Source organism: Streptomyces sp. NPDC001544 (genome assembly GCF_042894285.1).
GTDB lineage: Bacteria > Actinomycetota > Actinomycetes > Streptomycetales > Streptomycetaceae > Streptomyces.
The window spans coordinates 35677-48836 of the sequence record NZ_JBIAVN010000001.1 but is presented as its reverse complement, the minus strand read 5'-3'; the positions used below and the strand labels follow the sequence as shown (position 1 = coordinate 48836).

Genomic DNA, 13160 nt, shown 5'->3' with positions numbered 1-13160 from the left:
GACGTACGACGACATGCGCGACCGGAGGACTACGAGATGACGGTGACCCTGGCGGACGTGGCGGCCCGCGCCCAGGTCTCGCCCGCGACGGTGTCGCGCGTGCTGAACGGCAACTACCCTGTCGCCGCCTCCACCAAGGAACGGGTCCTGCGGGCCGTGGACGAGCTGGACTACGTCCTCAACGGCCCGGCGAGCGCACTGGCGGCAGCCACCTCCGACCTCGTGGGCATCCTCGTCAACGACATCGCCGACCCCTTCTTCGGCATCATGGCCGGCGCCATCCAGGGCGAGATCGGCGGGCCCGGCGGACGGGCCGGCGGGGAAAGACTGGCCGTCGTCTGCAACACCGGCGGCTCACCGGAACGCGAACTGACCTATCTGACGCTGCTGCAGCGGCAGCGGGCCGCGGCCGTGGTGCTCACCGGCGGCGCGGTCGAGGAGGCGCCGCACGCGGCGGCGGTGGCCGCGAAACTGCGCAAGCTCACGGAAGCCGGAACCCGGGTGGTGCTGTGCGGGCGGCCGCCGGCCCCCGACACCCAGGCCATCGCGCTCGCCTTCGACAACCGCGGTGGCGCCCGGCAGCTCACCGAACACCTCATCGGCCTCGGCCACCGGCGGCTCGGCTACATCGCCGGCCCCGAGGAGCGGACCACCACCCGGCACCGGCTCGAAGGCCACCGCGACGCGCTCGCCGCCGCCGGCATCGAGGAGGAGGAACGCTGGACGGTGCACGGCCGCTACGACCGGCGCTCCGGCTACGAGGCCACCCTGGAACTGCTCCGCCGGGACCCCTCCCTCACCGCCGTCGTCGCCGCCAACGACTCCGTCGCCCTCGGCGCCTGCGCCGCCCTGCGCGACTCCGGACTGCGCATCCCGCAGGACGTGTCGGTCGCCGGCTTCGACGACCTGCCGTTCAGCATCGACGCGGTGCCCTCCCTCACGACGGTACGACTGCCCCTCGCGGAGGCCGGGGCCCGGGCCGGCCGCATCGCCATGGGACGCGAGGACCCGCCGCCCGGGGGGATCGCGACGGTCCGGGGGGAGCTCATGGTGCGGGGGTCTTCCGGGGTGCCGCGGGACTGAGGCGGCGGGAGGAGGAGCCGTGGCTGGATACAGCACCCGGCACGGGGGTAAGCCCCTGCCGCCTGGGGGCTGCGCCCCCAGACGGGCTGAGTAGTGCGGAGCGGCGTCAAGAAGGTCCGGGAACCGCGATGATTTTCCGTCGCCGCCGGGGTCTGTCCCGCTGTAACCGCCCGGGAGGGCTTGAGCACACACGAACACAGCCGACTAGGAGTGGTCCCCATGCGTGTCACAGTCACCGAGTTCATGAGCCTGGACGGCGTCGTGCAGGCGCCCGGTGGGGCCGAGGAGGACACCGACGGGGGGTTCGCGCACGGGGGCTGGTCGCATCCGTTCTTCGATCCCGAGGTGGTCGGCGGGGCCTTCGCCGCGGGGCTGGAGAAGGCGGAGGCGCTGCTGTTCGGGCGGCGCACGTGGCAGTCGATGGCGGCGGCCTGGCCGGAGCGGGCCGGGGACCCCTTCGCCGACCGGATGAACTCGATCCGGAAGTACGTCGTCTCGGACACCCTCGGGGACGAAGAGCTGGCCTGGGACAACACGGTCCGGATCCCCGTCGCCGAGGTCCTCAACCGGGTCCGTGAGCTGCGTGCGGCCGACGGTGGCGACCTGGCCGTGATGGGCAGCCCGACCCTGGTCCGGGCCCTGCTCGCGGAAGGGCTGGTCGACGAGCTGCAGCTCGTCGTCATGCCGGTGATCCTCGGCGGCGGCAAGTCGGTCTTCCCGGCCGACGGCGGCAAGCGGACGCTGGAGCTGGTGTCGACGACCACCGCGAAGACGGGCGCGCTGGTGAACGTGTACCGGCCCGTCGCCGAATAGGGGGCGCGGGGAGGGCCGAGGGGCTTGATCCGCGCGAATCAGGTGAGTGACGCGCGGTCCCGGGTAGTGTCCGCCCCATGAAGCTGGCGTTCTCCACCCTCGGTGTCCCAGGCCTGCCCGTGCCGGAGGTACTGGCCCTCGCGGCCGAACACGGCTACCACGGCGTCGAGCTGCGCGCCCACCCGGAGGAACCGGTGCACCCGGGCCTCGGCCCCGCCGAACGGGCCGACGTCGCCGCCGCGTTCAAGGCGTCCGGGATCCGGCTGCTCGGGCTCGCCGGGTACGCACGCGTCGCCGCGCCAGGCCCGGACGAACCCGTACTCGGCGAAATCCGGCAGCTCCTCGACCTCGCCCACGACCTCGGCGCCCCCTTCGTACGTGTCTTCCCGGGAGCCGAACCCGGCCAGTCCCGGGCCGACGCCGACGCCACGGCCGCCCGGCGGCTGGGCACGGCCGCCGAGGACGCCGCCGCCCTCGGCGTCCGGATCCTGCTGGAGACCCACGACTCCCACCGCACCGGAGCCGACGCGATCCGCATCCTCGGCCCCGTGGGCCACCGCCACGTCGGCGCGCTGTGGGACGTGATGCACACCTGGCTGGGCGGCGAGCAGCCGAGCGAGACGTTCGCGGCGCTCTCCCCGCACCTCGGATACGTCCAGGTGAAGGACATCGCCTCCGCCGAGGACACCACCCCGCTGCCGCTCGGCGCCGGCGTGCTGCCGCTCACCGAGTGCCTGGAGGTGCTCTCCCGGCACGGCTGGGACGGCTGGCTGTGCTGGGAGTACGAGAAACGGTGGTACGAGGCCGCCGCCCCGCTGCCCGGACTGCTCGACGCGGGCCGCGAGCACCTGGTGCGGCTGCTGAGCGACTCGGCGTAGGAGCAGGGAAGCTAATTGAGTGGCAGGGGCGGCGGGCGGGTGGTTAGCCTCCGCCGGTGATTCCGCAGCCGCCGCCGCGCCGTCCCGTGCCGCTCTCATGAGCCTGACGCGGACCCTCCTCGACACCCGCCCCCTGCACACCTCCCCCGCCTTCCGGCGGCTGCTGGTCGGCCGGACCGTGTCCGTGCTGGGCGGCTTCATGACCATGGTGACGGTCATGTACCAGGTGTGGGCCATGACCGCGAGCACGGCCTGGACCGGCGCGGTCGGACTGGCGCAGGCGCTCCCGCTGGTCGTCTTCGGCCTGTTCGCCGGGTCCTGGGTGGACCGGGGCGACCGGCGGCGGATCTTCCTGACCGCCACCGTCGGACAGGCGGCCTGCTCGGTGCTGCTGGCCGTACAGGGCTTCACCGGCCACGTCCCCGTGGCGGCCGTCCTCGCCCTGGTCGCCGTGCAGTCGGCGTTCGGCGCGCTCGGCGCACCCGCGCAGGGGGTGTTCGTACCGCGGCTGCTGCCCAAGGAACAGGTGGCCGCGGGACTGGCCCTGAACCAGGTCGCCGGCCAGTCGATGATGCTGCTCGGCCCGGCCGTGGCCGGTGTGCTGCTGGGCTGGCCGGGCATCGGCGTCTGCTACCTGCTGGACGCTCTCAGCTTCGGCGTCGGCTTCTACGGCGCCTTCGGCCTCCCGGCGCTCCCGCCCGAGGGGGAGCCGTCACGGGCTGGACTGCACGGCGTGCTGGACGGTCTGCGTTTCCTGGCCGGGCACCGGGTGGTGCGCGGGGCGCTGATCACCGACCTGGCGGCGACCGTGCTCTCCTTCCCGGTCAGTCTCTTCCCCCTGGTCAACGCTGAACGCTTCGGTGACGACCCGCGCACGCTGGGACTGTTCCTGTCGGCCCTCGCGGTCGGCGGGATCGCCGCGACGGCCCTGTCCGGGCCGGTCACCCGGCTCGCGCGGCCGGGGCTGGTGATGCTGTGCGGCGCCGGAACCTGGGGCGGCGCGCTGGTTGTCTTCGGCATGTCGAGCGACCCTTGGGCCGGGCTGGGGCTGCTGGTCGTTGCGGGGGCGGGCGACGCGGTTTCCGTCTTCTCCCGCTCCACCATCGTCCAGACCCGGACCCCGGACGCCCTCCTGGGCCGGGTCACGGCGGCGGAGACGATGGTCGGCCAGGCCGGTCCCAGCCTGGGCAACGTACGCGGCGGCCTGCTGGCCGGCTGGACCTCCGGTACCGCCTCCCTGATCATCGGCGGTCTGCTGTGCCTGCTGGCGGTGGGGGCGGTGGGCGCGACCACGCCGGAGCTGCGCGAACCGTGATCCCCCGGGCATCCTGAACGGCACGTCGGCCTCACCGCGCGGGACGGGGCTCAGGAACCCTGGCCGCCGCCCCCACCCGCTGCAGGGAGTTCGCTCACGAGGGTGGAGGAGATGTGGGCCAGGGCGGGATCGGCGGCGATGAAGAACGTTTCGACTCCGGCCAGTTCGTGGTTCATACGGGCCATCGGCATTTCGTAGTCCAGGTCGCGAACGCCACGGACCCCGCGGACGACGACGTCGATTGCGGCTCGGCGGCAGTAGTCGACCAGCAGGCCGCCGGTGTGGGAGTCGACCGTGACGTTGCTCAGGTCGGTCGCTGCCGCGCGGAGCCTGTCCAGCCGTTCCGCGACGGGCAAGCGGCCGGTCTTGTTCGCATTGAACATCACGCACACGACGACCTCGTCGAACAGGCGGGCAGCGCGCCGGACTACGTCCTGGTGCCCTTGCGTGACCGGGTCGAAGGATCCTGGAAAGAGGGCTCGCATGACCGGGGAGAGTAACAAGTGGCCATCCCCGGAAGGGTGTTGCCAGGGCACGTCGTCGTCAGCCGCCTCCGCCCAGTCCGTAGCGGCTCGCCAGTGCGGCTACGGCCTCGGTGACCGCCTGCCGCAGCTCGGCCGGGCCGAGTACCTCCGCCTCCGGGCCCAGTCGGAGCAGGTCGGTGACCGCGACGGGCTGGGACTCCACCGGCATCTCCACCTCGACCCAGCCCTTGTCGTCCGGTGGACCGGCGCCGTCCAGGGCTTGTCTGCCGGGCGTGCCGAACTGCATCGGGAGCAGGCGCTGGGCCCGGGGGGAGATGCGCAGGCGGGCGGTGTCCTGGTGGAGCGCCTGCTCCAGGTGGCGGGAGGACTCCGCCCAGTGGGCGGCCAGGTCGAAGCCGACGGGGCGTTCGAAGGTGTCCTCCGTGAGGTCCACGGTCACGAAGCGGGACATGCGGTACGTGCGTACGGTGCCGTCGGCGAGCGCCAGCAGGTACCAGTTGCCGCCCTTGAGGACCAGGCCCAGTGGGCGTAGCTCCCGGTGCACCTCGCCGCGCCAGCGCCGGTAGTGCGTGCGCAGCACCCGTTGTTCCCACACCGCTCGCGCGACCGGTTCGAGACACGGCACCGGGTCGGCGTCCCGGAACCAGGCGGGGGTGTCGAGGTGGAAGCGCTCCTGGATGCGGCGGGTGCGGTCGGCGAGCTCGGCCGGGAGGGCTGCCCGCAGTTTCAGCTGGGCGGTGGCCAGGACGGCGCCCAGGCCCAGGTCCCGAGCGGGGCCCGGCGCTCCGGCGAGGAAGAGGGCGTCCGCCTCGGCGTCGGTGAGGCCGGTCAGCCGGGTGCGGTAGCCGTCCATCAGGCGGTAGCCGCCGGCGGGGCCCCGGTCGGCGCACACGGGTACGCCCGAGGCGCCCAGTGCCTCGATGTCCCGGTAGACGGTACGCACCGACACCTCCAGCTCCGCCGCGAGTTCGGGGGCGGTCATCCGGCCGCGGTTCTGCAGGAGGAGGAGCAGGGAGAGGAGGCGGTCGGCGCGCATGCCGTCATTCTGCCGATCGGATGCCGTACCTGACAGAAGGTGTCAGGTACGGGCGGCAGGCTGGCGGTACAGGCGCAGACCGCTTCGTCGAAGGGAACCGCATGTCCACGCACACCGCCGGTCACATCTCCTACGCCGACTGGGAGGAGCGCACGGTCACTCCGGAAGGGGCGAGTCCGAAGCTCGCCCGGGCCTCGGTCGTCAACGCCTTCACCGGCGGCATCGAGGCGGCCCGTACGACGTGTGAGTACGCCATCGTCTACGTCACCGAGAAGACGGGGACGTTCACCGGCCTGGAGCTGCTCGCCGGGCGGCTGGACGGCCGGGAGGGGAGCTTCGCGGTGGAGGAGCGCGGATCGTTCGAGGAGGACGGTTCCGTCGTCTGTTCCTTCGAGGTGGTGCCGGGGTCGGGCACCGGGGAGCTGGCCGGGCTGCGTGGCTCGGGCACCTTCACGTACCGCCCCGGTGAGTCGCCCTTCCCGTACTCCTTCGACTACGAGCTGGGCTGACGCACCGCCATCGGCGCGCCCTTCTCCGCCTGCGCCGGTGGCGGGACCTTTCTGGTTAATGTGCATTCCCTTGACTGGCAGAAACTTCCCGGATATGGGTGAGTTCTCGGAAGTTTCCTTCAGCGGACCTCCAGCGGATCCTTTCCGGAAGGAGTGCACGTGCACCAGACCGGCACGGGAAGCACGGGAAACGCCGCACGGCCCTCCAGACGTACCGTCCTCGCCGCGACGGCGGGGGTCACCGCGACGGTGACGGTCGGCGGAGCCGCGCACGCCGCACCCGGTGACAAGAAGCCCGGTGACAAGCAGCTCCGCGCCCTCATCTCCGGCATGACACTGGAGGAGAAGGTCGGTCAGCTGTTCGTGATGCGGGTGTACGGGCACTCGGCCACCGCCCCCGACCAGGCGGACATCGACGCCAACCTGAAGGAGATCGGCGTGGCCACGGCCGCCGAGCTGGTCGCCAGGTACCGGGTCGGCGGCATCATCTATTTCACCTGGGCGCACAACACCCGGGATCCGCGGCAGATCGCGGAGCTGTCCAACGGGATCCAGCGGGCGTCGCTCCAGCAGCCCCGCGGTCTGCCCGTGCTCATCGCCACCGACCAGGAGCACGGCGCCGTGTGCCGCGTCGGCAAGCCCGCGACCCTGTTCCCCGGCGCGATGGCGATCGGGGCGGGCCGCTCCCGCACCGACGCCCGCACCCTGGGCCGGATCTCCGGGGCGGAGCTGCGCGCCATGGGCATCCGTCAGGACTACTCCCCCGACGCGGACGTGAACGTCAATCCGGCCAACCCGGTCATCGGCGTACGCTCCTTCGGGGCGGACCCGCAGGCCGTGGCCGGGCTGGTGGCGGCCGAGGTGCAGGGGTATCAGGCGGCCGGGGTCGCGGCGACCGCCAAGCACTTCCCGGGGCACGGGGACACCGCCGTCGACAGCCACTTCGGGTTCCCCGTCATCACCCACAGCCGGGAGCTGTGGGAGAAGCTGGACGCGGTGCCGTTCCGGGCGGCGGTCAAGGCGGGCATCGACTCGGTCATGACCGCGCACATCCAGTTCCCGGCCCTCGACGACTCCGGCGACCCGGCCACCCTCTCCCGGCCCGTCCTCACCGGCATCCTGCGCGGGGAGCTCGGCTACGACGGTGTCGTGGTCACCGACTCCCTCGGCATGCAGGGCGTCCGTACGAAGTACGGGGACGACCGGGTGCCGGTGCTCGCACTGAAGGCGGGTGTCGACCAACTGCTCAACCCGCCCAGCCTGGACGTGGCCTGGAACGCCGTGCTGCGTGCGGTGAAGGAGGGCGAGTTGACGGAGGCTCGGCTCGACGAGTCGATCCTGCGGATCCTGCGGCTGAAGTCGAGACTGGGGCTGCTGGAGCAGCCGTACGTCGACGCGGCCGGTGTGCACCGGACGGTCGGCATCCCCCCGCACCTGGACGCGGCCGACCGCATCGCCGAGCGCACGACCACCCTGCTGGTCAACGAGGGCCGGCTGCTCCCGCTCTCCCGCCGTACGCACCCCCGGCTGCTGGTGGTCGGCGCCGACCCGGCCTCGCCCTCCGGGACCACGGGCCCGCCCACCGGCGTCCTGGCCGCCGCCCTCACCGAACTCGGCTTCACCGCCACCGCCCTGACGACCGGAACCGCCCCCTCCGAAGCGACCGTCGCCAAGGCGGTCACGGCGGCGCGGAACGTGGACGCGGTCGTCGTGGCGACGTACAACGTCACGGCGGGCAGCGGCCAGCAGACGCTGGTGGAACGGCTGGTCGGCACGGGCCGACCGGTGGTGGCGATCGCCGTCCGCAACCCCTACGACATCGCGGTACTGCCTTCCGTGAAGTCCTGCCTGGCGACCTACTCGTGGACCGACGTCGAACTGCGCGCCGCCGCGCGGGTGGTCGCCGGGCGGGTCGGGCCGCGCGGAAGGCTGCCGGTGCCGGTGCAGCGGGCGGACGATCCGGCGCAGGTGCTGTATCCCATCGGCCATGGGCTGACGTACTAGACGTACGTCACGCATCGGGCGTAACCCCCACAAGGGACGGAAAGCCTCCGAAGCGTCTGACGCGACCCCTCCCCACGGGTCACGCTGGGCAGGGGGTGTCCGAGGGAATGGGGATGCGCGTGAGACGTTCTGTGGGGCTGGTGTGCGGGCTGCTCGCGCTGCCCCTCGCCCTGCTGACGGGCTGCCAGCGCTCGCCCGGCCCCGCCGCGCACGGCACACCCGCCGGTACGGCCATCCCGGCCACCGGCTACGGCGCCCGGTTCCTCGCGGTCGGCGAGTGCGGCTCCCGCGGCACCGCCGGCTTCACCGAGGTGCCGTGCTCCGGTGCACGGGCGGCGGCCCGGGTCGTCGCCCGCCACGACGGCACCGCGAGCCACGGCCCGCTGTGCCCGCCCACCACCGACTTCGTCCTGCACATCGGCGCGCGGAGCTCGTCCCCGCCGAAGGGCGGGGAGGGCGCTGTCCCCCAGGGCTACGCCTGCATGCGCAACCTGCGACCCCCGCACCCCGGCGACCCCGGTGACGGGGGCGGTCCCCGCACCGTCCCGGGTGACTGCGTCTACGACTCCGGCGGCGGCCGGGTGCGCGAGACGGCGTGCGACGGCTCGGGCACCCGGAAGCCCCGGTACAGGATCACGAAGGCGGTGCCGGCCCGCCGTCAGTGCCCGCCGTCCACGGCCCTGTACGTCCAGCTCGGCGGGCGTGATCCGGTGGGCTGCGCGCGCCGCTTGTGAGTACCCCGCAGGGTCAGCACAGGATCCAGCCCGAGCTCACCGAGCCGCGGCCCACCGAGCCCTTGATCCACACGCAGCGGTGGCCGGCGTGCACCGTCACCGGGCCGGCGTGGTGGGTGTAGCGGCCGCTGTCGACGACGGGACGGTTGCCGCGCGCCTGGACGCTGACCGACATCGCGCGCTTGCCGCCGTTCTTCTTCGGGGTGGTGAGCGCGCACACGTAGCCGTTGCGCTTGTAGACGTGCACGGCGCCGGTGGAGAAGGGCAGGGTCTTCACCTCGCGCCCGGCGCAGGACGTCATCGCCGCCGCCTGGGCGCCGCCCGGCGCCGCGAGGCCGAACACCCCGGACGCGGCCAGCACGGCCGCGCCGAGCGCCAGGCGCCGGCGTATCGCACCACTGTCCACTGTCGTTCCTCCGTACATAGGTCATGTACCAGCCATGAACGTACTGATGTACGGACGCACGACATATGTCGGATGGTTGCACGATCGTCAGCGGCACGCGGCGACCGGTTGCTCAGCGGGGCGCCCCCACCGGCTCCTCCGGCTCCGCCTGTCCGATGAACGTCCGCCACAGTTCGGCGTACCGGCCGTCCAGGGCGAGCAGTTCCTCGTGGGTGCCGTCCTCGGCGACGCGGCCGTGGTCCATCACCACGACCCGGTCCGCACGGGCGGCCGTGGTCAGGCGGTGGGCGACGACGAGCGTCGTACGACGGCCCGTCAGCCGGTCCGTCGCCTGGTTGACCTGGGCCTCGGTGGCCAGGTCGAGGGCCGCCGTGGCCTCGTCGAGGAGCAGGATGTCGGGGTCGACGAGTTCGGCGCGGGCGAGGGCGATGAGCTGGCGCTGGCCCGCCGAGAGGTTGCGGCCGCGTTCGGCGACCTCGTGCAGGTAGCCGCCGTCGAGCGTGGCGATCATGTCGTGGGCGCCGACCGCGCGGGCCGCGGCCTCCACCTCGGCGTCGGTGGCGTCGGGGCGGCCGTAGGCGATGGCGTCGCGGACGGTGCCCTGGAAGAGGTACGCCTCCTGGGGAACCACCCCGAGGCGGTGCCGGTACGAGGTGAGGTCCAGGGCGCGCAGGTCGGTGCCGTCGACCGTGACCCGGCCGGCGGTGGGGTCGTAGAACCGGGCGACCAGCTTCACCAGGGTCGACTTGCCCGCGCCGGTCTCGCCGACGAAGGCGACCGTCTGACCGGCGGGGATCGTCAGGTCGATACCGGTCAGCGCCTGTTCGTCGGCGCCGTCCGCCGAGTCGTGGTCCTGGCCGTACGCGAAGTGCACGTTCTCGAAGGCGATGTCGCCCCGGAGCGAGCGCACCCGCCGCGGCTGCCCGGCGGACTCGGTGGACGTCGGTTCCTGGAGCAGTTCCTGGATGCGGCCCAGCGACACCGTCGCCTGCTGGTAGCCGTCGAAGACCTGGGAGAGCTGCTGGACGGGGGCGAAGAACAGGTCGATGTAGAGCAGATAGGCGACCAGAGCGCCCGTCGTCAGTGTGGCCGCCTCGATCCGGCCGGCGCCCGCGATCAGTACGGAGGCCGCGGCGACCGAGGACAGCAGCTGCACGAAGGGGAAGTAGACGGATATCAGCCACTGGCCGCGTATGCGTGCGCGCCGGTAGCTGTCGCTGCGTTCGGCGAACCGGCGCCCGCCGTCCCGCTCGCGCCGGAAGGCCTGCACGATCCGCAGCCCGGACACCGACTCCTGGAGGTCGGCGTTGACCGCCGACACACGCTCGCGGGCGAGTTCGTACGCCTTCACGCTGGCCCGGCGGAAGAAGTAGGTGGCGATGATCAGCGGGGGCAGGGTCGCGAAGACGACCAGCGCGAGCTGGACGTCGATCACCAGCAGGGCGACCATGATGCCGAAGAAGGTGACGACCGAGACGAAGGCGGTGACCAGGCCCGTCTGCAGGAAGGTCGACAGCGCGTCGACGTCCGTCGTCATCCGGGTCATGATCCGGCCGGTCAGCTCGCGCTCGTAGTAGTCGAGGCCGAGCCGCTGGAGCTGGGCGAAGATCTTCAGGCGCAGGGAGTACAGGACGCGTTCGCCGGTGCGGCCGGTCATCCGGGTCTCGCCGATCTGCGCGGCCCACTGGAGGGTCACGGCGAGCAGGGCGAGCAGCGAGGCCGACCAGACGGCGCCGAGGGCCATCCGGGTGACGCCCTGGTCGATGCCGTGCCGGATCAGGATCGGCAGCAGCAGACCCATGCCGGCGTCGACGGCGACGAGCAGCAGGCTGACGAGGAGGGGCCGGCCGAAGCCGTGGAGCAGGCGCCGCAGGCCGTAGGAGTCCTCCGGGCGGACCGCGCGCGCCTCGTCGATGTCCGGGGTGTCGGTGGCCGGGGGCAGCGCCTCCACCTGGGCGAGGAGCTCGGGGGTGGCCGGGGTTCCGGCGAGGGCGGTGTCCTTCGGTTCGCGGTCGCCGGTCCACAGGCGGGGGGTCACGCCGCGCTCGGCGTCGAACTCGGCGTCGAGTTCGTCCCGGACGGAGGTGTCCTCGTCGGGTGCGGCGGGCTGGGCGTGGCCCGGGGAGACGCCGCCGAGCTCGTCGGGGTCGGTGAGCAGGCGGCGGTAGAGGGCGGACCGTTCCTGCAGTTCCTCGTGGGTGCCGATGTCGGCGAGGCGGCCGGCGTCGAGGACGGCGATGCGGTCGGCGAGGTTGAGGGTGGAGCGGCGGTGGGCGATGAGCAGGGTGGTGCGGCCCCGCATGACCTGCTTCAGCGCCTCGTGGATCTCGTGCTCGACGCGGGCGTCGACGGCGGAGGTGGCGTCGTCCAGGACGAGCAGCCGGGGGTCGGTGAGCAGGGCGCGGGCGAGTGCGACGCGCTGGCGCTGGCCGCCGGAGAGGGTGAGGCCGTGCTCGCCGACCTTGGTGTCGTAGCCCTCGGGCAGCTCGGCGATGAAACGGTCCGCCTGGGCGGCGCGGGCGGCGGCCTCGATCTCCTCCTGGGTGGCGTCGGGGCGGCCGTAGGCGATGTTGGCCCGGACGGTGTCGGAGAACAGGAAGGAGTCCTCGGGGACCAGCCCGATCGCGGCCCGCAGTGAGTCGAGGGTCAGCTCGCGGACGTCGTGGCCGCCGACCAGGACGGCGCCGTGGGTGACGTCGTAGAAGCGCGGCAGGAGGAGGGAGACGGTGGACTTGCCGGAGCCGGAGGAGCCGACGACGGCGAGGGTCTCACCGGGGCGGATCTCGAAGCTCAGGCCCTGGAGCACCGGGTGTTCGTGGTCGTAGCCGAACGCCACGTCGTCGAACTCGACGCTCGCGGGGGCGTCCGCGGGGAGGGTCTTGGTGCCGTCCTTCATCGACGGCTCGGTGTCGATGAGCTCCAGCACGCGTTCGGTGCCGGCGCGGGCCTGCTGGCCGACGGTGAGGACCACGGCGAGCATGCGGACCGGGCCGACGAGCTGGGCGAGGTAGGTGGAGAAGGCGACGAAGGTGCCGAGGGTGATGTGGCCGCCCACGGCCAGCCAGCCACCGAGGGCCAGCATGGCGGCCTGGCCCAGCGCGGGCACGGCCTGGAGTGCGGGGGTGTACCTGCTGTTCAGCCGGATGGTGCGCAGGCGTCCCGCGAAGAGGCGGCGGCCGACCTCGCGGAGTTTCCCGGTCTCCTGCTCCTCCTGCCCGAAGCCCTTGACCACGCGTACGCCGCTGACGGCCCCGTCGACCACGCCCGCGACGGCGGCGGCCTGGGCCTGGGCGTACCAGGTGGCGGGGTGCAGCCTGGAGCGGCTGCGCTTGGCGATCCAGTACAGCGCGGGGGCGACCGCGAGGGCGACCAGGGTCAGCGGCGGTGACAGCCAGGCCATGATGACCAGGGAGATCAGGAAGAGCAGCACGTTGCCGATGGTCATCGGCAGCATGAAGAGCAGGCCCTGGATGAGCTGGAGGTCGCTGGTGGCCCGGCCGACCACCTGCCCGGTGGACAGCTCGTCCTGGCGGCGGCCGTCGAGGCGGGTGATCGTCCCGTACATCTCGGTGCGCAGGTCGTGCTGGACGTCGAGGGCGAGACGGCCGCCGTAGTAGCGGCGGACGTAGGCCGAGGCGTAGACGAGGAGTGCGGCCGCGACGAGGGCGCCCGCCCAGGGGGCCATGTCCCGGCTGTGGTCGCCGATCACGTCGTCGATGATCACCTTGGTGATCAGCGGGACGAGCGCCATGACGGCCATGCCGGCGAGCGAGGCGCCGAGGGCCAGGACGACGTCCTTCGGATAGCGCCACGCGTATCCGGCCAGTCGTCGTGCCCATCCCCGTTGCGGTGTCACGCGGTGCCCTCCGGTTTTCGTCCTGGTCTATCGGAAGGCAC

Annotated in this window: 11 protein-coding genes; 7 read left to right on the top strand and 4 right to left on the bottom strand. The window is 72.7% G+C overall.

Features of this window, described 5'->3' with window-relative positions; translation table 11 throughout:
- Positions 1–36 precede the first annotated feature (36 nt).
- The 4 genes from ACFY0F_RS00220 (at position 37) to ACFY0F_RS00205 (ending at position 4089) form a co-directional block, all read left to right on the top strand.
- Positions 37–1083, top strand: a complete 1047-nt coding sequence (locus ACFY0F_RS00220; RefSeq protein WP_388786578.1) for a LacI family DNA-binding transcriptional regulator — start codon at positions 37–39, stop codon at positions 1081–1083.
- Between the two features lie 219 nt (positions 1084–1302).
- Positions 1303–1896 (top strand): dihydrofolate reductase family protein, encoded by a 594-nt coding sequence (locus ACFY0F_RS00215; RefSeq protein ID WP_388786575.1) that lies wholly within the window; start codon positions 1303–1305, stop codon positions 1894–1896.
- Positions 1897–1973: 77 nt separating this feature from the next.
- A complete protein-coding gene (locus ACFY0F_RS00210) occupies positions 1974–2774 on the top strand; it encodes a sugar phosphate isomerase/epimerase family protein (protein ID WP_388786572.1) in 801 nt (266 codons plus the stop codon).
- A 97-nt stretch (positions 2775–2871) separates the two neighbouring features.
- Positions 2872–4089, top strand: coding sequence for an MFS transporter (locus tag ACFY0F_RS00205; protein ID WP_388786568.1), 1218 nt, complete (start codon positions 2872–2874; stop codon positions 4087–4089).
- Between the two features lie 50 nt (positions 4090–4139).
- Here the strand turns inward: ACFY0F_RS00205 and coaD are convergent, their stop codons facing one another.
- Both coaD and ACFY0F_RS00195 read right to left on the bottom strand, forming a co-directional pair.
- On the bottom strand, positions 4140–4574 hold the full coding sequence (coaD, locus tag ACFY0F_RS00200; protein ID WP_388786565.1) for a pantetheine-phosphate adenylyltransferase: 435 nt from the start codon (positions 4572–4574) through the stop codon (positions 4140–4142).
- 58 nt (positions 4575–4632) lie between these two features.
- Positions 4633–5610: a helix-turn-helix transcriptional regulator gene (locus tag ACFY0F_RS00195; RefSeq protein ID WP_388786563.1), complete on the bottom strand. Its 978-nt coding sequence runs from the start codon at positions 5608–5610 to the stop codon at positions 4633–4635.
- A gap of 101 nt (positions 5611–5711) precedes the next feature.
- On the opposite strand from ACFY0F_RS00195, the gene ACFY0F_RS00190 reads away from it, so the two are divergent.
- The 3 genes from ACFY0F_RS00190 (at position 5712) to ACFY0F_RS00180 (ending at position 8857) form a co-directional block, all read left to right on the top strand.
- The gene (locus ACFY0F_RS00190) at positions 5712–6119 is read left to right on the top strand and encodes a DUF3224 domain-containing protein (protein ID WP_388786560.1); all 408 of its coding nucleotides are present in this window, start codon (positions 5712–5714) and stop codon (positions 6117–6119) included.
- A gap of 159 nt (positions 6120–6278) precedes the next feature.
- Positions 6279–8123: a glycoside hydrolase family 3 protein gene (locus ACFY0F_RS00185; RefSeq protein WP_388786558.1), complete on the top strand. Its 1845-nt coding sequence runs from the start codon at positions 6279–6281 to the stop codon at positions 8121–8123.
- A 113-nt stretch (positions 8124–8236) separates the two neighbouring features.
- The gene (locus tag ACFY0F_RS00180; RefSeq protein ID WP_388786555.1) at positions 8237–8857 is read left to right on the top strand and encodes a hypothetical protein; all 621 of its coding nucleotides are present in this window, start codon (positions 8237–8239) and stop codon (positions 8855–8857) included.
- A 13-nt stretch (positions 8858–8870) separates the two neighbouring features.
- Here the strand turns inward: ACFY0F_RS00180 and ACFY0F_RS00175 are convergent, their stop codons facing one another.
- Positions 8871–9263, bottom strand: a complete 393-nt coding sequence (locus ACFY0F_RS00175) for a hypothetical protein (RefSeq protein ID WP_388786552.1) — start codon at positions 9261–9263, stop codon at positions 8871–8873.
- Positions 9264–9375: 112 nt separating this feature from the next.
- Complete coding sequence (locus ACFY0F_RS00170; protein WP_388786549.1) at positions 9376–13119, bottom strand: ABC transporter ATP-binding protein; 3744 nt, start codon at positions 13117–13119, stop codon at positions 9376–9378.
- Positions 13120–13160: the final 41 nt, after the last annotated feature.